This is a genomic window from Clavibacter sp. CT19, from assembly GCF_027858075.1.
GTDB lineage: Bacteria > Actinomycetota > Actinomycetes > Actinomycetales > Microbacteriaceae > Clavibacter > Clavibacter tessellarius_A.
In genome coordinates this window covers 1-25,678 of record NZ_JAQHYR010000001.1, presented here as the reverse complement: position 1 = coordinate 25,678, position 25,678 = coordinate 1, and the positions used below count along the sequence as shown (strand labels likewise).

Here is a 25,678-nt window from a genome sequence, read left to right as displayed (position 1 = left end):
CGACGGGTGCCGCGACGTTCCTGACGCCTGCGGCACGCGTCATGGAGGATTCGCCTAGTGGCCTATGGCGCACGCTTGGAAAGCGTGTTGGGTGAAAGCCCTCAGGGGTTCGAATCCCCTATCCTCCGCCAGACACACGAGAGCCCCGACGGACCAGCGGTCCGGCGGGGCTCTCGTCGTACGGGAGCCTCCTCGAGGTCCTCGCTCGGCCAGCTACCGCTGGCCGTCCCCCCGCGCCCGACGCCTGCGTCGCGCGAACCAGGCCACCCACGACGCGGCCAGCACGACCTGCACGAAGAAGATCACCGGAGCGTCGCCGCTCGCGGTGGCGAGCGGGATGAACACGGCGACCGGCAGGATCACCAGCACCGCGAGCCCGATTCGGAAAATCCAGGTATCGCGCGTCATCTTGTCATCGGCCATTACCTCATCCACCTTTCAGGTCAATTGCACTGTTCACCGTCGTAAACGAACGGATTGAACGTACCGAAGTTCGAGAATAGAAATCCGACGCACTGGTTGTGATTGTCAGCGTACACAGCAGTCGCGCCGATGGCCGCTGCGGCGATACCACATGCAGCGATAGCCTCGGGCCCCGCGAGACCGCAAGCGCCCGTTGCACCACCGAGAGCGATGATTCCCGCCGTCGCAAGGTCATGAGTCTCGCTGTGGTTGAAGTAGATGGAGCAGTACCCGATACCGCAACCGGTTGACGGGTCCGCGACCACCGGGAACATCGCGTCACCTGTCTCGACATGCTGGATGAGCACGTTGCCCGAGATCGAGTAGGAGGTCTTAAGGGACCTTCCGGAGGCGTCTCGAGCCCAGGGTGCCTCCAGGAAGTTCAGGAAACGACCGGATGCGTCCGTGACGGCCACTCCTCCGTCGGGCTGGATTATGAGCCGATCGCCTCGCCCACCGATCTGAAAAGCAAAATCCTGGGGTGCGGCCGCGTCGCCTATAGCGATGAAGGCTGCCGCCGTTCCTCGCGTGTTCGCTCCGACGACCACTCCAAAGTCGTCTGCATCGAATGCCTTCGTATCGCCATCCATCACAGAGGGCGCACTGAGGCCGTTCATCTTGGGCACTATCGCGACCGGTTCTGCGCTCGCGGCCACAGTACCTGCCTGGCGTTGGACGCCCACGCCATGAAATTGCTCGTCAGCGTGACCGAGGACTCCGCGCCCGTCAACCACGGAGAATGCGTCGAACCTTTCTTCCGCATGTGCAGGAACACTCCCCGCGCTGAACATCGCGATCGCCGCGACGATCGCGAGAGCCGCCTTGGGCCCATTCCATTTAGACAAGCGCATAAATCCTCCACGAGAACTCGAGCGATGGCCGCCGCCGCCGCTGGCCGACGATTTTTCACAAAGTTAGCTCCCGCATGTCACACTTTGGGGGGACTTGCGAAGAGCTGGCACTGATGATGGGCGTATCGCACTCGTGGCCATCCGGAGCGCATGGGTGAGAGATCTCGGGGCTGACACCCGTTGTTCTCCGCCACCCCGCACGACGTAGGAGCCGGTTGGCAAAGCCACGTGCGCCTCTCCTTTGTGCGCCGTGCGCGGCGCCTGCGTCGCGAACCAGGCGAACCATGACGCGACCAGCACCATCGGCAGGAAGGAGAACGCCGCGGCGTCGCCGGTCGAGGAAGACAGCGGCAGGAACACGACGAACGGGAGGAGGAGCACGAGCACCACCACTCCCGTCCGGAAGATCCGGGTGTCACGCCTCATCTCGTCCCCCGCCATGCGCCACCCGTCTTCCGTCCTCTCGCAGTCTCTCTCGTCGCGGATGAGCGGGTCACTCGCGCTCCCCAGCCGTCGGCGTGGGCGCCGCTCCCGGATCGCGCCCGCGCCGCGCCACACGCCGCAGCCGCCGCGTGCACCCCAGCAGGCCGCCCGTGTCCCCCATAGGGCCGATGCCCGGCGCAGGCGCGCGCGCCTAGGCTTGACGGGACGCCCCGTCCGCGCATCCGCGGTCGCCCGCCCGCCGCGCGGCCGGGCACGGGGCGGGCGGACGCGGGGACGGCGTCGGACCAGGACCGGAGGCGACGTGCAGCACCGCGGGACGGACGAGGGCGAGCGCACCCTCACGCTCATCCGACCGCGTCGCGACCTGCTCCGGCAGCTCGGCTCCGCGACCCTCGCGCTGGTGGTGCCGCTCGGCGCCGCGCTCCTCGTGCTCGCCATCCGGTCGGGCAACGCCGCGGCCGTGCTCATCGGGATGGGCGCCGTGGCGCTGGTCGCGTCGGTGCTCGCGATCCTCTACCGGTCCTCCTACCTGCGCATCGACCCCGCGTCGGGCGACGTCGAGGCGCGATTCCTCGGACGACGCACGAGCGTGCGCGGGCGCGACGTGCACGAGGTCGTGGTGGTGCACGTCTACCAGGGCCTGACCCTCGACACGCAGCCGCGGCTCTTCGCCCTCGACGCGGACGGGCGCCTCCTCCTCCGGCTGGACGGGCGCGTGTACGACCTCTGCATGATGCACGCGATGGCCGCCGAGCTCGACCGGCCCCTCGTCGAGCAGACCAAGGTGGTGACCATGGCGCAGCTGCGCGCGACCCGGCGCGGGATCCTGCCCTGGTACGAGCGGTCGCGCGTCGCCCTCGCGGGGGCGCTCGTGCTGCTCGGCCTCGGCGTCGTCGCCGCGGTCGTCGGGATCATGGCGCTGACGGGCGTGCCCGTCGCCCTGCGGCTGTGACCGGCGCCGGGGAGCGCGCGTCCGCGGAGAGCGCGCTCGCGCCGTACCGCGCGCGGTGGCGGCTGGATCCGGACGGCGCGGTCGTCGTCACGCCGAGCAGCGTCCTCGCGCCCGTCCGCCGCGACGGCGCGCGCCTGATGCTCAAGGTGCCCCTCGTGGACGAGGAGCGCCGCGGCAGCCGGCTCCTCGCGGCGTGGTCGGGACGCGGGGCCGTGCGCGTGCACGCGGCGGACGACGGGGGTGCGGTGCTCATGTCGCGCGCCGAGGATCCCGGCCTGCTGGTGCGCGAGGCGTCGGCCGTCGGGCCGGACGCGGAGGCGCGCGACGAGCGGGCCACGCGGATCCTCGTGCGCACCGCCCGGCGCCTCCATTCCGTGGCCGTGCCCGACGGGGTGCGCGCGGAGGCGGTGCCGCTCGCGACGTGGGCGCGCGAGCTGCTCGAGCCCGAGCGCCCGCTCCCCCGCGCGTTCGACCGGGGACGCGACGTGCTGCGCGAGCTGCTCGGCGGATCGCCCGGGGAGGCGGTGCTCCACGGCGACGTGCACCACGGGAACGTCTTGCGCTTCGGCGACGGCGACGGCGACGGCGCGGACGGCGCGGACGGCTCGGATGGCGACGCGGCCGATGACGCCTGGCGCGCCATCGACCCGAAGGCCCTCCGCGGGGATCCCGGCTTCGACACCGCGAACGTCCTCTGCAATCCGACGCTCGCGATCGCCCTGCGCCCGGGGCGGCTCGCCCGACGGGCCGCCGTCATCGCCGAGGAGACGGGCCGCGACCTCGACGACGTGCTCGCGTGGGCAGAGGCCTGGTGCGCGCTGTCGGCGGCGTGGGACGTCGGCGATCCGTCGCGTCGCGAGCGCGTCGCGGCGCTGGGCCGGCTGGGCGCGGCCGCCCGGGCGCTGCGGCCCGCGCGCTCCTAGGCGGCCGGGTCGCGCTCGGCCGGCGACGGGACCCGGTCCGCCCCGGGCGTCGTCCGCCCGACCGCGTCGGAGGTCCGACCGGCGACCGCGCCGAGCGCGCGCTCGAGCGGCCCGCGGCCGAGGATCCGGGTCCACAGCAGGCAGAGCACGAGCGTCACGACGACGAACGCCAGGTAGGCGCCGTCGTCCGCGATGAGGTCGCCCTCCGGCGCCACGAGGTCGATGACGACGATGTGCACGGCGTACACCGTGAGCGCGAGCTGCCCCACCGCCTCCAGGGGCACGAGCACGACGGGCAGGAGGGCGGCGGCGCGCAGGCACAGGCCGATGACCGCGACGGCGACGCCGCCGGATCCCACGACCTCGAACGGCGACCCCTCGTGCGGCAGCGTCGAGAGGATGAACTCCCACCCCGGCGGCGGCGCGGGGAGCGCGGCCTCGAGGAGCGCCGACCCGCCGTAGGCCAGCACCGCGAGGCCCGCGCCGACCGTGACGAGCAGCAGCTGCACGCGCGGCGACCCGAGGGCCAGCCGGCCGATCCCGAGCCCCGCGATCGCGAACGCCACCCACGTGAGCGCCGGGTAGTGGCCGGTGACGAGCAGGATCACGAACGGGTCCGGCCGCATGAGGGCGGCGTCGAAGTGGATGGCGAGGGCCGTCGTCGCCACCGGCAGCACGACGGCGGCGCCCGCCGCGAGCGCGAGCAGCCGGGACGCGCGCCAGCGCAGGAGCGGCAGCAGCGCGACGAAGAGCACCGCGTACACCTCGAGGATCACGGCGACGTAGGTCTGCAGCGCGGCCAGCAGCCCGCCGAGCAGGAAGAGGCACGCGGCGCGCACGAGGATCCGCAGCCGCACCCGCGCGAGGCCGGCCCCGTCGACGGGGCGGTCGCGTCCGGACATGAGCGCGATGGAGACGCCCGCGAGCGTCGCGAAGAGGATGGACGAGCGGCCGTCCGCGATCGCCAGCCACGACGCCGGGTCGTCGAGCGCGAGCGTGCGCGGCAGGGCGACGTGCGCCGCCATCATCCCGAGCACGGCGAGACCCCGCGCCGCGTCGACCCCGCGGAGGCGGGCCGGATCGCGGGCGGCGCTCATGGCCTCACCCTACCCAGCGCTCCCGCCGACGCCCGGGCCTCAGTTCGTGAGCGCCGGCACCGTGCGCGGCTGCACGATGAGCCACATCGAGAGGATCGAGACCAGCGCGCACGCGCCCATCACCGACGCCATGGGCACGCCCGAGGTGATGCCGAGCACGCCGACGATGGGCGAGATCGCGCCCGCCAGGCCGAAGTTCACGGCGCCGAGCAGCGACGCCGCCGTGCCCGCCTCGTGCCCGTGGTTGACGAGCCCCAGCACCTGCACGCACGGGAAGCCGAAGCCGCAGGCGAGGATGAAGAAGAACAGCGGGATCAGCGTCCCGAGGAGCCCCGCGTCGGTGAAGGTGCCGAGCAGCACGATGGCCGCCGACGCCGCGAACTGCACGACGACCACGCCCGCGAGGATCCACTGCGGCCCCACGCGCTTCGTCATGCGCGCCGCCACCTGGTTGCCGATCACGATGCCGAGCGAGTTGACGCCGAAGAGGATCCCGAACTGCTGCGCGTCGAACCCGTACACGTCCTGGAACAGGAACGACGAGCTGGAGAGGTAGGAGAAGAGGCCGGCGAACTGCATGCCGCCGATGATCGCGACGCCCACGAACACGCGGTCCCTGAGCACGTTCCGGTAGCGGCGGAGCAGCGCGCCCTTCTCCTCGACCACGAGGTCCTCCCGCGGCAGCGTCTCGACGATGAGGAACACCACGGCGACCACGACGGCGATGCCGTAGGCGGCGAGCGCGTAGAAGACGCCGCGCCAGTCGACGATGCGGAGCAGCTGCGACCCGATGACCGGCGCGAGGATGGGCGCGAGCCCCGTCACGAGCGCCAGGCGCGACAGCATCCGGACGAGCGGGCGCCCGCCGAAGAGGTCGCGGACCATGGCCATGGCCACGACCGCGCCCGCCGCGGCGCCCGCGCCCTGGAGCACGCGGAAGACGAGCAGCATCGAGACGTCGGTGGACAGCGCCGCGCCGAGCGACGCGAGGATGTGGCCGATCGAGGCGACGATGAGCGGCAGGCGGCGTCCGACCCGGTCGCTCCAGGGGCCGACCACGAGCTGGCCGAGCGCGAAGCCGACGGTCGTGCCCGTCAGGGTGAGCTGGATCGCCGCGTCGGTGACGCCGAACTCGTCCTTCAGCACCGGGAAGGCCGGCAGGTAGAGGTCGATCGTGAAGGGCCCGAGGCCGACGAGGGCACCCAGCACGATGATGTAGACGATGCGCTCGCGGCGGGAGAGCGCGTCGCCGGGGTGGATGGCGGCAGACGACACGGGGCGTTCCTTCGGGAGGAGAGGGGGCGCGGGGCGCCGAGGACGGGGCGTGCGGCGTGGACCGCCTCGAGGTCCAACGGACCCCCGCCCGGCTTATTCCCAGCCGGAAGAATTGCGTTCCCGCTCCCGCCAGCCGCTCCCGCCGGCCGCCTCCCGCCGGCCGCCTCCCGCCGTCCCCGTCAGCGCCGCAGCGCCCGGACCACCCGCTCCACGTCGTCCTCGTCGTTCCAGAGGTGGAACGCGATGCGCGCCCGGCCCGCGCGACCGGAGGCGACGATCCCCGCGGCGCCCAGCCGCGAGAGGTCGGTCCCGTCCGCGTCCGGCCACGTCACGATCGCCTGCCCGCGCGGCTCGATGCCGAGGCCCGCGCTCACGAGGTCGCCGAGCTCGGCGTTCCTGCGGTGCACGGCGTCGAGGTCGAGGCGCGCGAAGAGGGCGATCGCCGGCGCCGCGCCCACCCACGCGCCGAACGCGGGCGACAGGTCGAACGCGCGCGCGTCCTCGGCGAGCGCCATCGCCGGTCCGTAGCAGGACGCCCACACGTCGGCGCCCGCGTACCAGTTGGCCTGCACGGGCACGAGGGTCCGGCGGTAGCGGTCGGACAGCGTGAGGAACGCGGCGCCGCGGGGAGCGCAGAGCCACTTGTAGGCGTGGCAGGCGGTCGCGTCGAAGAGGCTCGCGTCGACGGGCATCGCGCCGGCCGCCTGCGTCGTGTCGCAGAGCGTGAAGGCGTCGTGGATCCGCGCGGCCTCCCGGATCGCGGCGACGTCGGCGACCCGGCCGTCCGCGGACTGCACGAGCGAGAAGGCCACGAGGTGCGTGCGCGGCCCGATCTCCCCGGCCAGCTCCTCGAGCGGCACGTGCCGGACGACGACGCCGCGCGCCTCCGCCACCACGAACGGGTAGGTGAGCGAGCTGAAGTCGCCCGCGACGCACAGCACCTCGGCGCCCGCGGGGACGGCCGCCGCGAGCACGCTCACGAAGGCGGCGGTCTGCGAGCCGATGGCGACGGATCCGACGGGCACGCCCACGAGCCCCGCGTACGACGCGCGCACGCCCTCGACGACGCCGCCGTAGCCGTGCGCGGTGGATCCGCCGGCCGACCACTGCGTGAGGTCGTCGCGGAGGCGGGCGACCGTCTCCCGCGTGGGCAGGCCCATGGTGCAGGCGGAGAGGTAGCCGGGGCCGGCCTCGAACAGGTCGCGGTGGTCCGCGAGGTCCGGCATGGCGGCGGGGGCGGGGATGGCGGTCGGCATGCCTCCAGCGTGACGACCGCGCATCCGCCGAGCAAGCCCTCTGACGGCATGAGACGCATAAGCGCCGGTTATGCTCCCCGCATGACGGATGCCCCACCCACCGGTCGCGACCTCGACTCGGCCTCGCTGCAGGCCGTGCACGCGCTCGCGGTCCGCGGATCCGTGACCGCCGCCGCCGCGTCGCTCGGCGTGAGCCAGCCCGCCCTCTCGCAGACCCTCCGGCGGCTGGAGGCCCGCATCGGCACGGCCGTGACGGCCCGCTCCGGCCGCGGCGTCGTGCTCACCGAGGCGGGGCGCGTCCTCGCCCGGCACGCCGCGACCGTCGTGCACGCGATGGAGCGGGCCGCCGACGAGCTCGACGACCTGCGGGGGCTCCGCGCCGGCACCGTGCGCGTGGCCGCCTTCCCCTCCGCCTCCTCGACGGTCGTGCCGCGGCTGCTCGGCGGGCTCGCCGCCGCGCACCCCGGCCTCTCGTTCGGCTACCTCGAGGCCGAGCCGCCCGAGGCCGTCCAGGCCGTGCGGGCGCGCGAGGCCGACGTCGCCGTGACCTTCGCCTACCCGGACGACCCCGACGATCCGGCGGCCGGCGCCCTCGACGGGCTCGACGTGCGGCCGCTCTGGCGCGAGACGCTGTGGGCGGTGCTTCCCGAGGCGCGCGCCCTGCGGCACCGCGGGCCGCTCGCGCTCCGCGACCTCGCCGACGACCGGTGGATCGCCGGCTGCGTCCGCTGCCGCCGCCACCTCGTGAGCGCGTGCGCCCGCAGCGGCTTCGCGCCGGCGACGTCGTTCGAGACCGACAACGCGGCCGCCGCCGTCGGCATGGTGCACGCGGGCCTCGGGGTCGCGCTGCTGCCGTCGCTCGCGCTCGCCACCGCGCCGCTCCCCCGCGGCGTCGTGCGGCGGCGGATCTCGGGGGTCGGCGAGCGCACGACGCACGCGGTCACGGCGCCCGGCGGCCTCGGATCCACGGCCGTGCGCGCCGCCGTCGACGCGCTGGCCCGGCTCCGCGTGGGCGACTGGGAGCTCCGCCGAGCCTGATCCGGCCGGCTGCCACCACGGCCGCGCGAGCCCCGCCACTGGCGCGATGTCGGAGGGTGTCCGTAGTGTTCGTCGGGTATGCCTCCGGCGCCCGCCGGCGGCACCACGACATGAGGGACGAGAGCGCATGCCGGTCGAGCCGGGCGACGAGATGCAGGACGAGGTCCAGGCCTCCGGCGGATCCACGGAGCGGCCCAACCGTCACCTGCAGCGCAGCCACTCGGAGCAGGCCCGGTACCTCTCGGCGTACTTCGGCTGGAGCCTGCACGGCGACGCCATCCGCTGGCACGGCCTGCTCGTCTCCATGTACGTGGAGGACCTGGCCGACACCATGGTCGCGCTCGGGTGGCTCGACCCCTCCGGCATCCTCTGGGATGCGGTGCCGGTCGACGCTGACCGGGCCGTCGCCGCGGTGCGCGAGCACCAGGCCGCGCAGGGCTGGGTGCCGCCCGGCGCCCCCTGATGACGTCACCCTCCGTGCGCGCTGTGCGTGCGCCGACCCGCCGGGTCGCTCCTCCAGGACGCGAGTAGCGTCCGAGGGGATCAGGCCGTCGGGGGACGAGCTCCCGCGGGCGGCCAGGAGGACACATGACGGACCACGATGGAGCGCTGCTCGACCGCGACATGGGCCTGCTGCTCGCAGCGGCGTCCCGAGCGGTGATCTCGCTCTATCGGCCGCTCCTCAAGCCCTACCACCTCACGCATCCGCAGTACCTCGTGATGCTCGCCCTCCACGAGGAGGACCCCCGCCGCGCGGGCGACCTCAGCGAGGCCGTGCAGCTCACCCCGGGCACCCTGTCCCCGCTGTTCAAGCGGCTGGAGCTGCTCGGCTACATCACCCGCCAGCGCGATCAGGCCGACGAGCGCCGCCTCCTCATCGGGCTCACCGACCGGGGCCGCGAGATCCTGCCCGACCTGCTGCGCGTCGCCGCGACCGTGCACGACGTGGTGGTCGACCGCAGCGGCGCCGACTCGAGCGCCCAGGCGCGCCTGCGCAGCATGACGGACCTGCTGCTCGACGCCTGAAGGCCCGCGCGGCGGCCTCGGCGCGAGCGCTACCGGAGCGGTCAGCGCGCCCCGTCGACCACCCGCTGCCAGAGCGTGTGGTCGCTCCAGGTGCCGTCGACCCGCAGGTACCCGGCCGCCACCCCGATCGCGGCGAAGCCCGCGCGCCGCAGCACGTGCTCGGAGCCGACGTTGCCGACGAGCGTCGACGCCTCCACCCGGTGCAGCCCCGCCGCCCGGGCGATGCGCACGGCCTGCTCGGCCGCCGCGGTCGCGAGGCCCGCGCCCTGCCGGTCCCGGTGGATCCAGTAGCCGAGGCTCGCGCTCTGCGCGGCTCCGCGCTTCACGGCGAAGAGGTCGCAGCGGCCGATGACGCGGTCACCCTCCACGACGAGGTACGGCAGGCCGGATCCGGCGGCCCGCTCCGCCACCCGGCCCGCCAGCTGCGCGCGCTGGCCCGCGGCCGTGAAGAAGGCGTCCGTGCGGGCGGGTTCGAAGGGGCGGAGGTGCTCGCGGTTCTCCCGGTAGGCCTCGGCGAGCGCAGCGGCGTCGCCGATCCGCGCGGGCCGCATCACGATCCCGGGGGCCAGCGTCACGCGCTCGTCGGCGCCCGGCAGGGGCGCGCTCACGGGGCCGGTCGCACGTCCCGCTGCGGACGCGCGTCGGCAGCGGGGATGCGCCGGTCGGCGATCATCCGCGCGTACCAGAGCGCGCTGTCCTTGGGCGTCCGCTCCTGCGTGGCGTAGTCGACGTGCACGATCCCGAACCGCTTCGAGTACCCGAAGGCCCACTCGAAGTTGTCGAGGAGCGACCACACCTGGTATCCGCGGAGGTCGACGCCGCGGGCCATCGCCCGGTGCGCGGCCGCGAAGTGGCGCGTGAGGTAGTCGATGCGCTCGGGGTCGTGCACGGCGCGCACGCCGTCGTCGCCCACGGTCACCTCGTCGTCGAACGCGGCCCCGTTCTCCGTGACCATGAGCGGCAGGTCCGGGAACTCCCGGTGCAGCGACACGAGCAGGTCCTCGAGGCCCTGCGGCTCGATGTTCCAGCCCATCGCCGTGTACGGCCCGGGCTGCTCGAGGAAGTCGACGTCGTCGGTGCCGGGGAACGGCGACGCGGCGACGTCGCCGTGGATGGAGGTGCCGCCCGCCGCGGACGAGCCGTCGCGCATCCGCACCCGGCTGGTGTTGTAGTAGTTGACGCCCAGCAGGTCGAGCGGCTGGCGGATCAGCTCCGTGTCGCCCGGCCGCACGAACGACCAGTCGGTGATGGCCGCGGTCTCCGCCATCACGTCGGCCGGGTAGACCCCGTTCAGCAGCGGGTCGAGGAAGACGCGGTTGCCGACGCCGTCGACCCGGCGCACGGCCTCCGGGCCCGTGTCGCCCTCGCCGCGGATCACGTGCAGGTTGAGCGTGATGGAGAACCGGGCGTCGACCGGCACGACCTCCTTGAGGGCCGCGACCGCGAGCCCGTGCGCGAGGTTGAGGTGGTGCACCGCGCGGAACGACGCCTCCGCGTCCGTGCGCCCCGGCGCGTGCACGCCGGCCGCGTAGCCGAGGTACGCCGAGCACCACGGCTCGTTCAGCGTCGTCCAGGTGCCGATGCGGTCACCCAGCGCCTCGCCCATGATCCGGGCGTAGTCGGCGAAGGCGTACGCGGTCTCGCGGCTCGTCCAGCCGCCCTCCTCCTCGAGCGCCTGCGGGAGGTCCCAGTGGTAGAGCGTGGCGATGGGCGTGATCCCGCGCGCGACGAGCCCGTCCACGAGCCGCCCGTAGAACGCGAGCCCCTCCGGGTTCGCCGGCCCGCGGCCGGTGGGCTGGATGCGCGGCCACGCGATCGAGAACCGGTACGCCTCGAGGCCCAGCTCCTGCATCAGGTCGAGGTCGGACTCGAGCCGGTGGTAGTGGTCGTCGGCCACGTCGCCGGTGTCGCCGCCGAGCACCTTGCCGGGCGTGCGGCTGAAGACGTCCCAGATGGAGTCGCCGCGGCCGCCCTCGCGGACGGCGCCCTCGATCTGGTACGCGGCGGTGGCGGATCCGAACAGGAAGCCGGGCGGGAAGTCGAGGCCGGTGCCCCGGTCGTCGGGAGCCGGGGTGCCGGTCGCGGCGGGCGATGCGTGGGTCATGGGCTGCGGACCTCTCCGTCGGGGCGATGGGGCCGGCGGATGCGCGTGCGCGCGGTCGACGACGACCTCCCGCCATCCTGCCGGGACGCCTCCCGCGCGTCCACCCGACCCGCCCGCGCCGCCGCGCCCGCACCGCATCCGACCCGCCCGCGCCCTCGTGTCGACGTTGCGCGGCGCCCGTCCGCCGATTAGGTTGTAGCTAGCAACAAATCATCGACGACGCTGACAGGAGACACCATGGCGCTCACCCCCACCCGCGAGGACAAGTTCTCGTTCGGACTCTGGACCATCGGATACACCGGGGCCGACCCGTTCGGCGGCCCGACCCGCTCCGACCTCGACGTGGTCGAGGGCGTCGAGCGCATCTCGGAGCTGGGCGCCTACGGCCTCACCTTCCACGACGACGACCTCTTCGCCTTCGGATCCACCGACGCCGAGCGCCAGAAGCAGATCGACCGCCTGAAGGGCGCCCTCAGCGACACCGGCATCGTCGTCCCGATGGTCACCACCAACCTCTTCTCCGCGCCCGTCTTCAAGGACGGCGGCTTCACCTCGAACGACCGCGCCGTCCGCCGGTTCGCGATCCGCAAGGTCCTCCGCAACATCGACCTCGCCGCCGAGCTCGGCGCGCAGACGTTCGTGATGTGGGGCGGCCGCGAGGGCGCCGAGTACGACTCCGCCAAGGACGTCCGCGGCGCGCTCGAGCGCTACCGCGAGGCCGTCAACCTGCTCGGCGACTACGTCACCGACAAGGGCTACGACATCCGCTTCGCCATCGAGCCGAAGCCCAACGAGCCCCGCGGCGACATCCTGCTGCCGACGCTCGGCCACGCGCTCGCCTTCATCGAGACCCTCGAGCGCCCCGAGCTCGTCGGCGTGAACCCCGAGGTCGGCCACGAGCAGATGGCGGGCCTCAACTTCACCGCCGGCATCATGCAGGCGCTGTACCAGGGCAAGCTCTTCCACATCGACCTCAACGGCCAGCGCGGCATCAAGTACGACCAGGACCTCGTCTTCGGCCACGGCGACCTGCAGAACGCGTTCTCGCTCGTCGACCTGCTGGAGAACGGCGGCGTGGGTGGCGGCCGCTCCTACGACGGCCCCCGTCACTTCGACTACAAGCCCAGCCGCACCGAGGACATCACGGGCGTGTGGGACTCCGCCGCGGCGAACATGCGCATGTACCTGCTCCTCAAGGAGCGCGCGCAGGCCTTCCGCGCCGACCCCGAGGTGCAGGAGGCGCTCGCCGCCGCCAAGGTCCAGGACATCTACACGCCGACGCTGAACGAGGGCGAGTCCTACGACGACATCCTCGCGGACCGCTCCTCCTACGAGGACTTCGCGGCCGACGAGTACTTCGACGCTAAGGGCTTCGGCTTCGTCCGCCTCAACCAGCTGGCGCTGGAGCACCTGATGGGCGCGCGCTCCTAGCTCGCCCCTTCACCTGCGCGACCGGAGGGCCCGGCATCCACGTGGATGCCGGGCCCTCGGCCGTGGCGGGTCGGGCGGACCGGGCTCGGAACCCGCCCCTCAGCCGCGCGTCGCGGGCGGAGGGAAGAGCCGCTCGACCGGCGCCTCCACCTCCCGGGCGAGCGCCACCGCCAGGTCGACGGGCGGACGGTGCCACCTGGCCTCGATCGCCCGGATCGTGCGCGTGCTCACGCCGACGCGCTCGGCGAACTCGTCCTCCTCGAGGCGGAGGCGCATCCGGGGCTCCGCGAGCCGGCAGTCCCCCCTCCCCCGCGCTCCATCGCGCGACGGCCGGACGAGCGCCGGAACCCCTCGTCCACGAGCGCGGCGGGGAGCACCACGAGCAGGTCCCGGAAGACCGCGGCCGCGGCCCGGGCGGCGACGGCCCGCTCGACGCCGCCCGCAGCGTCGAGGACCTCGAGCCGGCGGGCATCACATAGTGCGAGTCTCCATCAGACCCAGGGTGCCTCGCAGATCGGCATCCGCGAGGAGATGCACGTCCCCGATGACCGCGAAGCCGCCAGCGAGCTCGGCAGGTGCGGTCGGGTTCTCCCCGCGATGCGCCGCACCGATGCGGTCTTCACGCCGATCCACGGACCCGCCCTGCTCACAGGCCGCACGCCCGCACATCATGAGGAGACGCATCTCAGGTGACGACACGCCACGACTGACGCCGACCGAGCGCGTCGAAGAAGGGCCCCTGGCGCAGCCGGGACGTGACCGTCAGCGGTGGCTCTGCGACGTCCTCCACATGTCGCTCGAGCTGGCACGCCCACTGCCTGTAGGGTGCAACGTCAACACGGCTATCCGGAGAGAGGCTGCTTTGCGATGGAGCTGGCAGAAGGACAGTGAACCCGATCACGTCTCGTCGAACGGGCGACGCACCGGAGCCGATCATCTCGGCCGTCTCGGCACGTGAGATCACCGCCCAGGAGTTGGCGGAGAGACACTCGGAGAGCGCCGACGGAACCCGTGGCGTGTGGTCGACTCCCGGACGCGTGAACCTCATCGGGGAGCACGTCGACTACGCCGGCGGGATGCGCGTGCCCGTGCTCCGCTCCGTGCAGGAGCGCGAGATCAGGCGAGTCTCATCAGCGGCCCTCGCTCCCACTTCGTCGATCGAGACGATCGCGACCGCGGTCCGGGCCCGGTTCGGTGAGGAGACCGACTGGGCATCGCCGGATCTCTCCATCGGGACCCCGTCCGACGGCGCCGGGCGGCACCTGTGACGCTCCTCGAGAGCCGCGAAGACGGCGTGCTGACATGCGAGCCGATCGAATGTCTGGAGATCACGGTCACTGCCGGTCAGCATCAGGTGACGCGAGTGCTCGATCTGGTCCGACGAGGCGGGCTGCTCACCGCGGAGTCCCCGCACGATCCCGACGAGGACGTCACGATCGCCGTCCGCAGCGGAGAGCCGGACGAATTGATCTTCGAGGTGACGACGATCTCGGACATGTCGGACCTCCGAATCTCCTACGTCACGCTCCTGGACAACTTCGACCGGGTGGTCTTCCCCGATACCGGGCGGTGGTTCATGAACAGCCTCAGCCCGATATCGGCATGGCGTTTCCGCGAGACGACAGCGATCCGCATCAACTCGTTCGCCACCCCGGCGTTCGTCTTCGAGAACCTCGGCGGCAACGCTGCGTTCGCCATCGGCCTGCTCACCGGCACGCGAGAGATGGATGTCCGCGTGCACGAGCCCGCGTCGAACCGAGCACTCAACGTCCAACACCGTCGCTTCCGAGTCGAATACGAGCTCGGGGCCGTCGGGCCAGCGCTCGGCACCACCCAGCGTTTCGGGTGGGTGAGCACCCGTGAAGAGGGACACACCGCGTGGTTCGACGCGCTGAGGAGGTTCAGCCGTCTCGAACAGGACCGGCTGGCGGTCGCATATCAGCCAGATGCAGCCGCACTCGCGACGTACTGGTGCAGTTGGGTGGATTGGAGCTCCGATCAGATGGACCGGAGGACCTTCACCGACAACGTCGCAGCGGGACTGGAACTCGGAGTGCGGCACTTCATCCTCGACGACGGCTGGTTCGGGCCAGGTCTCGACTCCGACTACGGCACCCCACTGAACATCGGCGATTGGCAGCCTGATCCCATCCGCTTCCCGGACATGCCGGAGATGCTCCGTGAGCTTCGCGCCGATGGAGCGAAGGTGCTCCTCTGGTGCGCCCCGCACGCGGTCGGGCCGGCTTCCCACTCATTCGGCGAGAACGCCTCCCTGCTCGTCGAGGACGACCGAGGCACGCCGATCGTCAACCCGACGTTGTTCTACTCCCTCTGCTTCCGGTCTCCGGAAGCACGCGCGAGGATGCTCGGCGTGGTCACCTCGCTGATCGACGCCTATGAGATCGACGGCTTCAAGTTCGACTTGTTCAACTGGCTCCCGGCAGAGGAGTGCGCCGGCGTCCACCACCTGCACGACACGGAGTCAGCGATGGAAGGACTCGTGCTGCACCTCGCCGAAGCCCGGCGCGCGATCGACGCCGTCGGACGACCGATGATCGTCGAACTCAAGCAGGACTACGCGTCACCTCAAGCCGCAGCGACGGGCACCGTGGTGCGGGCCGGTGATGCGCCGTACGCCTCGAAGACGAACCTCGAGCGCATGGTCTACATGCAAGCCCGCAACCTCCCCGCGTTGAACGACTACCAGACCTTCAGCCCGTCGGCCAGCGCGCAGGACGTCGCGCTGATCGGCTTGCGGATGATCGCCGGAGGCATCCCGTCATGGGGAAAGGACCTCAGGACGCTGACCTCTCCGCAACGCGCGACCATGAGTGCACTCCATCGTTGGTACGACTCCTTGCTAGCCCGTGGCCTCGGACACGGCCGCAGCTTCACGACCGACGGGACGGCGTCGATGGAGCTGGAAGACGGAACAGTCGTGATCCAGACCGAATCAAGCAGGGTCACCAGGTTGCCGCCGACGTGCGTCGCCCTGGTCAACTCGACGACCGACCACACGATCACGCTGTCCGCGGACACAGAACGGACGATCATCACCAGAATCGACGTGACCGACGGCTCGACCCGCTCCGTGGTCGAGGTGCTCGCAGCAGGCACGAGCGAGATCCCGCTGGCCACCGGCGAGGTTGCAGTGCTACGAGCACCCGAGGAACGATGAGGAAGCGACGACAGGTGATGCAGAACAGACGACTCCTGCGGGTAATGGCGATCTCCATCGGCGTCGTGCTCGGCGCGACCACGATGACAGGGTGCTCCGACGACGACGGGACGGTCGAGGTGACCGTCGGCTACCAGAGCAAGACGATCAACACCGTCACGGCAGGGACGCTCCTCAAGGCGCGCGGCTACTTCGAGAAGGCGCTCGCCGCCGAGACGGAGAAGACCGGAGTGCGCTACGACGTGAGGTGGGAGGACTACGACACCGGCGCTCCCATCACCGCGCAGATGCTCGCCGGCAAGATCGGCATCGGCTCGATGGGTGACTTCCCGCTGGTCCTGAACGCTTCGCGGACCTACCCGCAAGCCGATGCCCGCACCGAACTCATCGCGACGACCGCGTTCAACATGGCCGGAGGCTTGAACGGCATCGTCGTGCCGTCGGAAAGCACGATCGAGGACGTCGCGGGGCTCCGCGGAGCGACCGTCTCGACCTCGGTCGGATCAGCCGGCGACGGCTTGCTCGCTCAGACCATCGATGCAGCAGGCCTCCAGCCGACGGACATCGACAGACAGAACCAAGCGCCGAGCGTCGGAGCGACCTCCTTGAAGGCCGGCAGCGTGGCGGCCTACTCCCAGTTCGCGCCATGGCCCGCACAAGAGGTGTGGAACGGCGACGGGCGCCTCCTCGTCGACGGGGCCACGACCGCGAACCCCACCTTCCACGGCGTCGTCGTCGGCGAGCAGTTCGCGAGAACGCAGCCCGCGGTCGTCCAAGCATTCCTCCAGGGCATGAGCGAAGCGACGGACTACCTCCACGCCCAGCCGCTCGACGCGGCGAAAGAGGTCGCCGAAGCGACCGGCCTCCCGCTCGAGGTCGTCTACCTGTACAACGGACCCTTCGGCATCGCGAACTTCAACATGGCCCTCAAGCCTGCATTGGTGACCGCACTGCAGAAGGATTCCGATTACCTGCGCAAGACCGACGGCACGATCGACCCGCACCTCACGTCCTTCGCCGACGATTCCCATCTGAAGCGCTTGTTCGGTGAGGACTACGCGCAGATGCTCGACTCCGACATCAACCAAGCAGCACCTGGAACGGTCCAGGAGGGCTGCGGCGATTCGGCTGGTGAGAACGGTCCGCCGAGTGCGATCCTCTGGAAGGGCGAAGCGGGAGCATCGTTCTACGGCACCCCGGGATGCCTGCTCGCTGCCGCGACGAAGGCGGACGCGGAGATCCGCGCCGCCTACGTGTCAGATGGATTGACCGGGACGCGCTGGTTCGCGGAGAAGAGCATCTGGACATACGACCCGGCTGCACCGACGGACAAGCGATGGGCTGCGTTCGCGACTGCCGAGAACGCCTCGAAGTACGCAGCCGACAAGCCCGAGAGCCGTCAATACACTTTCGCCGGCGCCGAGGAGTTCTCGAGGGCGAGCGGATGAAGGCAGCATCACGAACGGCGATGATGCGACTGCCCGGCCGCACCGTTCCCACCCGTTCCCGCGCACGGTCGTCCAAGGACCTGCTGATCAGGGCCGCGACCGTCGTCGCCGCGCTGCTCATCTGGCAACTGCTGTCGGCTTCTGGCGTCAGGCTCTGGTTGTCGTTCGACAAACTCCCGACGCCGCTGACCGTCGCGGACGTACTGATCCGTCAGCTCGGGACAGCGTTGTTCTACCAGGACGTGGCCGCGAGCTTGGCCCGGATCACGCTCGGATTCCTGCTCGCATGCGCAGTCGGCGTCCCGCTCGGGATCATGCAGGGCCGCAGTTCGACCGCCGACCGGACCCTCGGCACCCTCGTCGAGATCGCGCGTCCCATTCCCGCGATCGCATTGGTGCCGATCGCGCTCCTGCTGTTCCCGACCAATGAGCAGGGGATCGTCGCGATCACCTTCGCAGCCGCCGTCTTCCCGATCGTCATCAGCGCACGAGCCGCAGTGCGGACGCTGCCGCTCTCCTGGGAGGAGGCAGTCCAGACCATGGGCGGCGGGCGGGCGACCGTGATCCTGCGAGTCGTGCTTCCCGGCGCATTGCCGGGCATCTTCGCCGGATTCTCCGTCGGGCTGGGCGTGTCCTGGGTCTGCGTCATCTCAGCCGAGATGATCTCCGGTCAATTCGGCGTCGGGTACCGGACCTGGCAGGCGTACACGCTCGTCGACTACCCATCGGTCGTCGCCGGCATGGTCGTCATCGGCGCACTCGGCATGATCACCACCGGATTGGTCGCTTTCGCCGGCCGACGATTGACCCATTGGGCAGAGCGCGAGGTCACATCATGAACGGAGCTGCGATCGAGCTGGAAGGGGCCACCGTCCGACTCGGTGGCCGGACCGTCCTCGACGACCTGTCAGCGACCTTCGAAGCCGGCCGCATCTCCATCGTCCTGGGGCCGTCTGGCTCGGGGAAGTCGACGATCCTGCGCGTCCTCGCGGGGCTGCAGCGTCTCACATCCGGCGACGTCAGGGTCGCCGACGAGCCGATCCTCGGACCGTCCGCGAGCCGGGGACTCGTCTTCCAACAGGACGGGTTGCTGCCATGGCTGAACGTCCGGCAGAACGTCGAGCTCCCGCTCAAGATCGCACGAGTGCCCAAGGCCCAGCGCACGGGACGAGTGGCTGAGATGCTCGCGGAGGTCGAATTGTCGGCGCACGGAGATCTGCTCCCCGGCTCGCTCTCGGGTGGGATGAGGCAGCGGGCGCAGATCGCGCGCACCCTCGTGACGCGTCCCAGTGTGCTGCTGCTCGACGAGCCCTTCAGCGCTCTCGACATCAGGACCCGGGCGGCCTGCCAACAGCTGCTTCTCCGAGTGCACGACGAACACCGTCCGACGGTCGTCTTCGTCACTCACGACCTGGAGGAGGCCGACGCCCTCGGCGGGAGGCAGCTCGTACTCACCGGGAAGCCGGCGAACGGGCTGGTCGAGATCCCGGACTCGCCGAGTCGTGCGACCGAGACGGGAACCGACGCGAACAGCGCCCATGTGCACCGTCTCAAGCTGCTCGCCCTCTTCGCTTCCGAGACAGGGGCCTCACGATGACCGACGCCGAATCGGAGAATCGAAGCGCGCAGCCCACCGCAGGGCTGCTCAGTGTCGTCGTCCCCGTCTTCGATGTGGAGTCGTACCTCCAGCAATGTCTCGAGTCGCTGGCCCGGCAGCGCGTTCCCCTGCAGGTGATCTTGGTCGACGACGGCTCCACGGATCGGAGCCAGGACATCGCCCGCCGATTCATCGCCGAGGACGACCGCTTCGAACTCGTGACAAGCGACCACCGCGGTCTCAGCCGAGCCCGCAACCTCGGTATCACGGCGGCGGCGGGCGAGTACCTCGCGTTCTGCGACGCCGACGATGTCGTACCCGAAGGGGCCTACGAACGCGCCATCTCACTCCTCGAGGGATCGGCGGCAGACTTCGTCTCCGGGAACGTGCTGCGATTCGACTCCCAGAAGGTGTGGCCGCACCCCCGGTACCGGGAGGTCTTCGGGACCGACCGACAGGCGGCCCACATCACCTCGGTCAGAGACCTCATCCTCGACAGGATGGCGTGGAACAAGGTCTTCCGGCGTAGCTTCTGGAACTCAGCCGGTCTCGCCTTCGAACTGTCGGAATACGAGGACGCGCCGGTGATGCTCGCGGCGCACCTCAAGGCGCGAGCAGTCGTCGTGACGACACAGGTCGCCTACCACTGGCGCGTGCGTGATCGCGGTCCGCGATCCATCACGCAACGTCTCCACGAACCGGGGAACGTCGAAGCACGAATGCGGATGGCCGTGGAGAGCGCGGCAGTCGTCCGCGAATACAGTCCGAGCCTGCTGCGCGAACTCGGACACGATATGACGCTCGGCGACTTCACCGTGCTGCTCGACGCGATCAGACAGGCGCCCGAGGCCGACTTCAGCGCCGCCTCGACGCTCGCCGCCGAGTTCGTCGCCGAGCTCGACGCCGAGACGATGCTCTCGATGCCCGCGGCGAACCGAGCTGTCCTCGACGGGTTGCGTGAACGAGGGGTCCTGACACGATCCGCCGACCCGGCCCCGTCTCGACCAGAGGCGCAGTGAGAGCCGCCGCCCCGCCGACGACGACCTGGGGCCTGCTCCGGCACAACGTCGACTATCGCCGTGTCTTCTTCGCGCAGGTCATCTGCCAGGGCGGTGACTGGTTCACGATGATCCCGCTCATCCTGCTGATGCAGAGGCTGACGGGCAGCGGCGCTCTCGGCGCCGTCCTCCTCAGCGTCGAGACCTTCGTCATCGCCGGCTTGTCGTTGGTGGCCGGCTCGCTGCTGGACCGGTTCGACCGCCGGAAGATCCTGATCGTCTGCCTTCTCGGGTCATCTCTGGCAATCGGGCTGCTCTTCCTCATCTCCTCTGCGGCGACAGCGCTGTTAGGCGTCGCCACCTATGCACTTCTCGCGGTCGGCAAGGCGTTCTTCACCCCGGCCGTGAACACGATCGTGCCCGACCTCGTCGAACGACACGGCCTGCTCGCAGCGACGACCGGTCTCGGATCCGTCTGGGGGGTGATGCTCGTGCTCGGCTCCACCCTCGGCGGCCTGGTCTCGAGCTTCGCTTCCCCGTACGTGTGCTTCGGCGTGACCTTCCTCGGCTACCTCATCGCCGGGTTGTCGTTGCTCAGGCTCCCGAAGCTCGGGCGCGCGGCGACCGACGTCCCTCGACTGCGGCTCTCCGCGTTCGTCAGCGACAGCCGTTCCGTGTTCCGGGCGGCGAAGACGAGTCGGATGATCGGTGCGCTGATCCTCGCCAAGCCCGGGACGAACATCGGCAACGGGATCCTCGCCGTCTTCCCCTCCATCGCCCTGATGCTCTCCAGCGGTGAGCCAGCTCTCATGGCGAGCTTCCTGTTCGCCGCCCGAGGCATCGGCGCTCTGATCGGTCCGATGCTCGCGAGACCGATCGTCCGCGCCGGCGTCCAGCCCAGGAGAGCGCTCTTGGCGACGATCACGCTCTTCGGCGTGGCCTACGCGCTCATGGCGATGCAGACGTCCGCCCCTCTCGCGATCATCCTCGTCATCGTCGCCCACATCGGGGGCAGTGCCACCGCATCCCTGAGCAACTACGGTCTGCAGCAGGAATCACCCGATGCTCTGCGGGGTCGGATCTTCGCCTTCGACAACATGTTCTCGATGCTCGCGATCGGGATCAGCCAACTCGTCGCCGCCGTCCTCATCGGAGTCCTTCCCGCCCCGACTCTCGTGCAGCTCTTCGGAGGCATCACCGTCGTGTACGGAATCGTCTGGTTCCTCTGCAGTCGGCGGGCCGAGAGCGAAGGAGGCGTCCGCGGCGCCGAGCCCGACCTGTCGCGGTCGCGAACCCGACCGACGTAGCTCCGCGATAGCGCTGAGCGAGACGACGCTCCGACTCGTCGGGGAGGGTATTGGCGAACCGGCGGCGAAGCCGTGTGAACGGAGCCCGGACGGCCGTGACCCACCTCGCCGAGTTCGAGGGCACGTTCCATGCTGGCCACGCAGCCGTCGATCAGCTGGCGGGAATCACATCGCGCGATGTCTCCATCGAATGCAGGGCGCTTCACGACCGCGAGGAGACCGCCCCACCCCGTGGACACCCGTCGATGACCCGGCTCATGTTCCATGGGGCTCTCGCGAGCACTCGCAAGCGCTCCGAGGTGACAAGGCGCACTCGTCTCGAGCGATCCGCCGCCATCTCCGGACCGAGGCATCCGCGCGGTCATCCCCGAGTCGGCCGATCAGCAAGGCCACCGACGTCGACGCGGCGCCAGAGGTGGGCGCCCATCCGCGTTCGACGCAGTCGACCACCGCGGCCGGAATGTCGCCGAACCCCGCTTCTGCCACATCACGCGATGGCGCGGCCTCGCCACCCGCTACGACGAGCACGCACTCCACCACCGAGCCGCGACCGTCCTGCACGGCATCATCGCCTGGACCCACGGATGGAGAGACACGCCCTAGGACGCGCACCGAGCACGACCGGGGGGCCCGGCATCCACGTGGATGCCGGGCCCTCCGTCTGCCTGTGCGCGGCGGTCAGGCCCTCGGCGGATGCGCCGGGAACAGGTCCTCCACGCGGACGCCGAGCTCGCGGGCGAGAGCCAGCGCGAGGTCGACGCCCGGCTCATGGCGGCCGTTCTCGATCGCGACGATCGTGCGATCGCTGACCCCCGTGGCCAGCGCGAGGTCCTCCGGCGCGAGCCCGGCCGCGGCCCGGTGGACAGCGAGGTCGTTCGTGCCCGGGCCGGGCCTCCCGCAGGCCCGAAGGCGTGCGATGTTCCGGAGGCCGTGGTCCGCGAGCGCGGCCACCAGCAGCAGGAGGAAGGTCGTGATCGGCGGCCGCTCGGGCTGCACCAGCTGGAGGAGCATGGCCGCCGGGATCCCGACGAGGAGGTCGCGGAAGACCGCCGCCTGGGTGGCGGACGCGATCGCCCGCTCCACGCCGCCGGGCGCGGCCGACCGCGAGCCCATCTCGCGCCGGCGGCGGATGACGAGGCCCACCGGACCGCTCGAGAGCACCACGAGGGCCGGGAGCACTGCGGCGACGGGGTCACGGCCATGCTGGACGGCGAGCACCACGGCGATCGTCGACACCCCCACGGCTGCTGCGATCCAGGGGATGACGATCCTCGGCATGCTCCGCTCCCTCGCGCCTCGACGGGCCGCGCGACACGGCAGACGACGCGGCGGCGGGTGAGCAGGATGCTACGCGGACGCCGCCGCGCGCGAACGCCCTTCCCCCAGCCCGCGGCGCCGGACGACGGAGGGCCCGGCATCCATGCGGATGCCGGGCCCCTCCGTGCGCGTCAGCGCGGGTGATGCGGGCGGATCAGGTCGCGGACTTGGACCCGCGGCTCTTGTTGAACACGTCGAACGCGACAGCCAGCAGGAGCACGAGGCCCTTGATGAGCTGCTGGTACTCCGTGCCGAGGCCGAGCAGCGACATGCCGTTGTTGAGCACGCCCATGATCAGACCACCGACCATCGCACCCGTCACGGTGCCGATGCCGCCCGTGACGGCCGCCCCGCCGATGAACACCGCGGCGATCGCGTCGAGCTCGAAGCCGTTGCCGGCCGCGGGGAGCGCCGAGTTGCTGCGCGCCGTGAAGGCGATGCCGGCGAGCGCCGCCAGGAAGCCCATGTTCACGAAGAGCAGGAAGTCCACGCGCTTCGTGTTGATGCCGGACAGCTGCGCCGCGTTGAGGTTGCCACCGCGGGCGTAGATGTGACGGCCGAAGATGCTCCGGCCCATCACCGCCGTGTACACGAGCACCAGCACCGCGAGGATCACGAGGACGATCGGCGTGCCGTTGTAGCTCGCGAGCAGGTACGTGATGCCGAGCACGAGCACCGCGATGGTGGCGAGCTTGGTGAGGAACCAGGCGAGCGGCTCGTCCTCGAGGTTGAGCTTCACGCGGGCACGACGCTCGCGCACCGCGGACAGCACGAGGAACAGCGCCGCGATGACGCCGAGCGCCACGGTGATCGGCTCCAGGATGGCCGCGCGGTTCGTGGGGTCGGGCAGGAAGCCGGAGCCGACGGCCACGTACTCGTCCGGGAACGGCGTGATCGGCCGGTTCTCCAGCACGATCTGGGCGAGGCCGCGGAACGTGAGCATGCCCGCCAGGGTCACGATGAACGCGGGGATGCCGACGTACGCCACCCAGAAGCCCTGCCAGGCGCCGATGAGGCCGCCGATCACGAGGCTGGCGAGGATGGACGCCCACCAGGGCCAGCCCCAGTTGACGGCGAACACGCCCGAGACGGCGCCGATGAGCGCCACCACGGACCCGACAGACAGGTCGATGTGCCCGGCGATGATGATCATCACCATGCCGATCGCGAGGATCAGGATGTAGGCGTTCTGGACGACGATGCTCGTGACGTTGCGGGGCTCGAGGAGCGTCCCGTCGGTGAGGATCTGGAACAGCACCACGATCGCGATCAGCGCGATGAAGATGCCGATCTGCCTGAGGCGGCTGACGAGGAAACCCGCCACATTGCTGAGACTGGACATGCTGACTATTCCTTTTCCTTGGTCATGTAGGTCATGAGGGTCTCGGGCGTCGCCTCGGAGATCGGCAGCTGGCCCGTGATGCGCCCGGCGGAGAGGGCGTAGATCCGGTCGCAGATGCCGAGGAGCTCGGGGAGCTCGCTGGAGATGACGATGACCGCCTTCCCCTGCGCGGCGAGCGCGTTGATGATCGTGTAGATCTCGTACTTGGCGCCCACGTCGATGCCGCGGGTGGGCTCGTCGAGGATGAGCACGTCCGGGTCGGAGAACATCCACTTCGAGAGGACGACCTTCTGCTGGTTCCCCCCGGAGAGCTTCCCGGTGATGGACCCGACGCTCGGCGCCTTGATGTTCATGGAGGTGCGGTAGCCGTCAGCCACCACGTACTCCCGGTTCGCGTCGACCCATCCCGCCTTCGACAGCTTCTCGAGCGCGGCGCCGGAGACGTTGCGCTTGATGTCGTCGATGAGGTTCAGGCCGTAGTGCTTGCGGTCCTCCGTGGCGTACGCGAGGCCGTTCTTGATCGCCTCGCCCACCGTGCGCGCCGTGATCTCCTTGCCGCGCTTGTAGAGCTTGCCGGAGATGTTGGCGCCGTAGGAGCGGCCGAAGACGCTCATCGCGAGCTCGGTGCGGCCCGCGCCCATGAGGCCGGCGATGCCGACCACCTCGCCCGCGCGGACGTTCAGGTTCGCGTGGTCGACGACCACGCGGGAGTGCTCCTGCGGGTGGTGGACCGTCCAGTCCTCGATGCGCAGCACCTCCTCGCCGATGTCGGGGGTGCGGTCGGGGTAGCGGCTCTGGAGGTCGCGGCCCACCATGCCCTTGATGATGCGCTCCTCGCTGATGGAGTCGCGCCCGAGGTCGAGGGTCTCGATCGTCTTGCCGTCGCGGATGATCGTGACGGCGTCGGCGATCGCCTTGATCTCGTTCAGCTTGTGGCTGATGATGATGCTCGTGATGCCCTGGCCCTTGAGGTGCTTGATCAGGTCGAGCAGGTGGGCGGAGTCCTCGTCGTTGAGCGCGGCGGTGGGCTCGTCGAGGATGAGGAGCTTCACCTCCTTGGACAGCGCCTTCGCGATCTCCACGAGCTGCTGCTTGCCCACGCCGATGTCGGCGATCTTCGTGGCCGGGTTGTCGCTCAGCCCGACGCGGGCGAGGAGCTTCGAGGCCTCCACGTTGGTGGCGTTCCAGTCGATGAAGCCGCCCTTGCTGATCTCGTTGCCGAGGAAGATGTTCTCCGCGATGGAGAGGTAGGGGCTCAGCGCGAGCTCCTGGTGGATGATCACCACGCCCGACTTCTCGCTGTCGCGGATGCTGGAGAACTTGACGACCTTGTCCTCGAGCACGATGTCGCCGTCGTAGGAGCCGGCCGGGTAGACGCCCGACAGCACCTTCATCAGGGTCGACTTGCCCGCGCCGTTCTCGCCGCAGATCGCGTGGCACGTGCCGCGCGTGACCTCGAGGGTGACGTCCTGCAGCGCCTTGACGCCGGGGAACGTCTTGGTGATGCCGCGCATCTCGAGAATGTGGTTGGCCATGGCCTGCCTCACTTGTGTGGATGGTGGTGCCGGGTGCCCGGCGGTGGTGCGGGGCGGCGCGCGATGCGCCACCCGGAGGCGGGCCGGCCGCGGTGCG

General features: G+C 70.7%; 24 protein-coding genes and 1 tRNA gene. 14 read left to right on the top strand and 11 right to left on the bottom strand.

Features of this window, described 5'->3' with window-relative positions:
* Positions 1-43 precede the first annotated feature (43 nt).
* Positions 44-131 (top strand) — tRNA-Ser (locus PED38_RS00130).
* An 82-nt stretch (positions 132-213) separates the two neighbouring features.
* On the opposite strand, the gene PED38_RS00125 is transcribed toward PED38_RS00130, so the two are convergent.
* Both PED38_RS00125 and PED38_RS00120 read right to left on the bottom strand, forming a co-directional pair.
* Entirely contained in the window at positions 214-423 is a 210-nt protein-coding gene (locus PED38_RS00125; RefSeq protein ID WP_063072002.1) for a hypothetical protein, read from the bottom strand.
* 20 nt (positions 424-443) lie between these two features.
* Positions 444-1,307 (bottom strand): hypothetical protein, encoded by an 864-nt coding sequence (locus PED38_RS00120; RefSeq protein WP_270978999.1) that lies wholly within the window; start codon positions 1,305-1,307, stop codon positions 444-446.
* A gap of 751 nt (positions 1,308-2,058) precedes the next feature.
* On the opposite strand from PED38_RS00120, the gene PED38_RS00115 reads away from it, so the two are divergent.
* Entirely contained in the window at positions 2,059-2,709 is a 651-nt protein-coding gene (locus PED38_RS00115; protein ID WP_063072000.1) for a hypothetical protein, read from the top strand.
* Positions 2,706-3,632 (top strand): aminoglycoside phosphotransferase family protein, encoded by a 927-nt coding sequence (locus tag PED38_RS00110; RefSeq protein WP_063071999.1) that lies wholly within the window; start codon positions 2,706-2,708, stop codon positions 3,630-3,632. The genes PED38_RS00115 and PED38_RS00110 overlap by 4 nt, the downstream gene beginning before the upstream one ends.
* On the opposite strand, the gene PED38_RS00105 is transcribed toward PED38_RS00110, so the two are convergent.
* The 3 genes from PED38_RS00105 to PED38_RS00095 form a co-directional block, all read right to left on the bottom strand.
* On the bottom strand, positions 3,629-4,729 hold the full coding sequence (locus tag PED38_RS00105; protein WP_270978998.1) for a heparan-alpha-glucosaminide N-acetyltransferase domain-containing protein: 1,101 nt from the start codon (positions 4,727-4,729) through the stop codon (positions 3,629-3,631). The genes PED38_RS00110 and PED38_RS00105 overlap by 4 nt on opposite strands.
* A gap of 39 nt (positions 4,730-4,768) precedes the next feature.
* Positions 4,769-6,004, bottom strand: a complete 1,236-nt coding sequence (locus tag PED38_RS00100; protein ID WP_063071997.1) for a multidrug effflux MFS transporter — start codon at positions 6,002-6,004, stop codon at positions 4,769-4,771.
* 179 nt (positions 6,005-6,183) lie between these two features.
* Positions 6,184-7,260 carry an aminotransferase class V-fold PLP-dependent enzyme gene (locus PED38_RS00095; RefSeq protein WP_254654535.1) on the bottom strand — a complete coding sequence of 359 codons (1,077 nt, stop codon included), beginning with the start codon at positions 7,258-7,260 and terminating at the stop codon, positions 6,184-6,186.
* An 81-nt stretch (positions 7,261-7,341) separates the two neighbouring features.
* Between PED38_RS00095 and PED38_RS00090 the strand changes: the two genes are divergently transcribed.
* From PED38_RS00090 to PED38_RS00080, 3 genes are all read left to right on the top strand, one after another.
* Positions 7,342-8,298 carry a LysR family transcriptional regulator gene (locus tag PED38_RS00090; RefSeq protein ID WP_063071996.1) on the top strand — a complete coding sequence of 319 codons (957 nt, stop codon included), beginning with the start codon at positions 7,342-7,344 and terminating at the stop codon, positions 8,296-8,298.
* Positions 8,299-8,425: 127 nt separating this feature from the next.
* Positions 8,426-8,761 (top strand): hypothetical protein, encoded by a 336-nt coding sequence (locus PED38_RS00085; RefSeq protein ID WP_063071995.1) that lies wholly within the window; start codon positions 8,426-8,428, stop codon positions 8,759-8,761.
* A 125-nt stretch (positions 8,762-8,886) separates the two neighbouring features.
* On the top strand, positions 8,887-9,324 hold the full coding sequence (locus tag PED38_RS00080; RefSeq protein WP_063071994.1) for a MarR family winged helix-turn-helix transcriptional regulator: 438 nt from the start codon (positions 8,887-8,889) through the stop codon (positions 9,322-9,324).
* A gap of 41 nt (positions 9,325-9,365) precedes the next feature.
* Here PED38_RS00080 and PED38_RS00075 read toward each other — a convergent pair whose 3' ends face one another.
* A complete protein-coding gene (locus PED38_RS00075; protein ID WP_270978994.1) occupies positions 9,366-9,932 on the bottom strand; it encodes a GNAT family N-acetyltransferase in 567 nt (188 codons plus the stop codon).
* The gene (locus tag PED38_RS00070) at positions 9,929-11,428 is read right to left on the bottom strand and encodes a GH1 family beta-glucosidase (RefSeq protein WP_270978993.1); all 1,500 of its coding nucleotides are present in this window, start codon (positions 11,426-11,428) and stop codon (positions 9,929-9,931) included. The genes PED38_RS00075 and PED38_RS00070 overlap by 4 nt, the downstream gene beginning before the upstream one ends.
* Before the next feature lie 237 nt (positions 11,429-11,665).
* Here PED38_RS00070 and xylA point away from each other — a divergent pair, with 237 nt between their 5' ends.
* The gene (xylA, locus tag PED38_RS00065; RefSeq protein WP_053773879.1) at positions 11,666-12,859 is read left to right on the top strand and encodes a xylose isomerase; all 1,194 of its coding nucleotides are present in this window, start codon (positions 11,666-11,668) and stop codon (positions 12,857-12,859) included.
* 99 nt (positions 12,860-12,958) lie between these two features.
* Here the strand turns inward: xylA and PED38_RS00060 are convergent, their stop codons facing one another.
* A complete protein-coding gene (locus PED38_RS00060) occupies positions 12,959-13,135 on the bottom strand; it encodes a helix-turn-helix transcriptional regulator (protein ID WP_270978992.1) in 177 nt (58 codons plus the stop codon).
* A 611-nt stretch (positions 13,136-13,746) separates the two neighbouring features.
* On the opposite strand from PED38_RS00060, the gene PED38_RS00055 reads away from it, so the two are divergent.
* From PED38_RS00055 to PED38_RS00025, 7 genes are read left to right on the top strand one after another with little or no spacing between them, the layout of a single operon-like run.
* Positions 13,747-14,127 carry a galactokinase family protein gene (locus PED38_RS00055; protein WP_270978991.1) on the top strand — a complete coding sequence of 127 codons (381 nt, stop codon included), beginning with the start codon at positions 13,747-13,749 and terminating at the stop codon, positions 14,125-14,127.
* Positions 14,124-16,037: an alpha-galactosidase gene (locus PED38_RS00050; RefSeq protein ID WP_270978990.1), complete on the top strand. Its 1,914-nt coding sequence runs from the start codon at positions 14,124-14,126 to the stop codon at positions 16,035-16,037. The genes PED38_RS00055 and PED38_RS00050 overlap by 4 nt, the downstream gene beginning before the upstream one ends.
* 44 nt (positions 16,038-16,081) lie before the next feature.
* Entirely contained in the window at positions 16,082-17,485 is a 1,404-nt protein-coding gene (locus PED38_RS00045; RefSeq protein WP_270978989.1) for an ABC transporter substrate-binding protein, read from the top strand.
* Positions 17,482-18,324, top strand: a complete 843-nt coding sequence (locus PED38_RS00040) for an ABC transporter permease (RefSeq protein ID WP_217491916.1) — start codon at positions 17,482-17,484, stop codon at positions 18,322-18,324. Before PED38_RS00045 ends, PED38_RS00040 begins: the two co-directional genes overlap by 4 nt.
* Complete coding sequence (locus PED38_RS00035) at positions 18,321-19,082, top strand: ABC transporter ATP-binding protein (RefSeq protein WP_270978988.1); 762 nt, start codon at positions 18,321-18,323, stop codon at positions 19,080-19,082. Before PED38_RS00040 ends, PED38_RS00035 begins: the two co-directional genes overlap by 4 nt.
* Positions 19,079-20,101, top strand: coding sequence for a glycosyltransferase family 2 protein (locus PED38_RS00030; protein ID WP_270978987.1), 1,023 nt, complete (start codon positions 19,079-19,081; stop codon positions 20,099-20,101). The genes PED38_RS00035 and PED38_RS00030 overlap by 4 nt, the downstream gene beginning before the upstream one ends.
* A complete protein-coding gene (locus PED38_RS00025) occupies positions 20,098-21,387 on the top strand; it encodes an MFS transporter (protein WP_270978986.1) in 1,290 nt (429 codons plus the stop codon). The genes PED38_RS00030 and PED38_RS00025 overlap by 4 nt, the downstream gene beginning before the upstream one ends.
* A gap of 678 nt (positions 21,388-22,065) precedes the next feature.
* Here PED38_RS00025 and PED38_RS00015 read toward each other — a convergent pair.
* The 3 genes from PED38_RS00015 to mmsA all read right to left on the bottom strand — a co-directional run bounded on the left by PED38_RS00015 (position 22,066) and on the right by mmsA (position 25,581).
* Positions 22,066-22,665: a helix-turn-helix transcriptional regulator gene (locus PED38_RS00015; protein ID WP_270978985.1), complete on the bottom strand. Its 600-nt coding sequence runs from the start codon at positions 22,663-22,665 to the stop codon at positions 22,066-22,068.
* A 193-nt stretch (positions 22,666-22,858) separates the two neighbouring features.
* Positions 22,859-24,046 carry a multiple monosaccharide ABC transporter permease gene (mmsB, locus tag PED38_RS00010; RefSeq protein ID WP_063071982.1) on the bottom strand — a complete coding sequence of 396 codons (1,188 nt, stop codon included), beginning with the start codon at positions 24,044-24,046 and terminating at the stop codon, positions 22,859-22,861.
* A gap of 5 nt (positions 24,047-24,051) precedes the next feature.
* Entirely contained in the window at positions 24,052-25,581 is a 1,530-nt protein-coding gene (mmsA, locus tag PED38_RS00005) for a multiple monosaccharide ABC transporter ATP-binding protein (protein ID WP_063071981.1), read from the bottom strand.
* Positions 25,582-25,678 lie beyond the last annotated feature (97 nt).

What these genes read in the sequence shown, in the direction of transcription:
- PED38_RS00040 (WP_217491916.1), top strand. Translation starts at nt 17,482, where the DNA reads ATGAAGGCAGCATCACGAACGGCGATGATGCGACTGCCCGGCCGCACC.
- PED38_RS00045 (WP_270978989.1), top strand. Translation starts at nt 16,082, where the DNA reads ATGGCGATCTCCATCGGCGTCGTGCTCGGCGCGACCACGATGACAGGG.
- PED38_RS00105 (WP_270978998.1), bottom strand. Translation starts at nt 4,729, where the DNA reads ATGAGCGCCGCCCGCGATCCGGCCCGCCTCCGCGGGGTCGACGCGGCG.
- PED38_RS00125 (WP_063072002.1), bottom strand. Translation starts at nt 423, where the DNA reads ATGGCCGATGACAAGATGACGCGCGATACCTGGATTTTCCGAATCGGG.
- PED38_RS00070 (WP_270978993.1), bottom strand. Translation starts at nt 11,428, where the DNA reads ATGACCCACGCATCGCCCGCCGCGACCGGCACCCCGGCTCCCGACGAC.
- PED38_RS00080 (WP_063071994.1), top strand. Translation starts at nt 8,887, where the DNA reads ATGACGGACCACGATGGAGCGCTGCTCGACCGCGACATGGGCCTGCTG.
- PED38_RS00030 (WP_270978987.1), top strand. Translation starts at nt 19,079, where the DNA reads ATGACCGACGCCGAATCGGAGAATCGAAGCGCGCAGCCCACCGCAGGG.
- mmsB (WP_063071982.1), bottom strand. Translation starts at nt 24,046, where the DNA reads ATGTCCAGTCTCAGCAATGTGGCGGGTTTCCTCGTCAGCCGCCTCAGG.
- PED38_RS00015 (WP_270978985.1), bottom strand. Translation starts at nt 22,665, where the DNA reads ATGCCGAGGATCGTCATCCCCTGGATCGCAGCAGCCGTGGGGGTGTCG.
- PED38_RS00085 (WP_063071995.1), top strand. Translation starts at nt 8,426, where the DNA reads ATGCCGGTCGAGCCGGGCGACGAGATGCAGGACGAGGTCCAGGCCTCC.
- PED38_RS00035 (WP_270978988.1), top strand. Translation starts at nt 18,321, where the DNA reads ATGAACGGAGCTGCGATCGAGCTGGAAGGGGCCACCGTCCGACTCGGT.
- PED38_RS00090 (WP_063071996.1), top strand. Translation starts at nt 7,342, where the DNA reads ATGACGGATGCCCCACCCACCGGTCGCGACCTCGACTCGGCCTCGCTG.
- xylA (WP_053773879.1), top strand. Translation starts at nt 11,666, where the DNA reads ATGGCGCTCACCCCCACCCGCGAGGACAAGTTCTCGTTCGGACTCTGG.
- PED38_RS00095 (WP_254654535.1), bottom strand. Translation starts at nt 7,260, where the DNA reads ATGCCGACCGCCATCCCCGCCCCCGCCGCCATGCCGGACCTCGCGGAC.
- mmsA (WP_063071981.1), bottom strand. Translation starts at nt 25,581, where the DNA reads ATGGCCAACCACATTCTCGAGATGCGCGGCATCACCAAGACGTTCCCC.
- PED38_RS00060 (WP_270978992.1), bottom strand. Translation starts at nt 13,135, where the DNA reads ATGCGCCTCCGCCTCGAGGAGGACGAGTTCGCCGAGCGCGTCGGCGTG.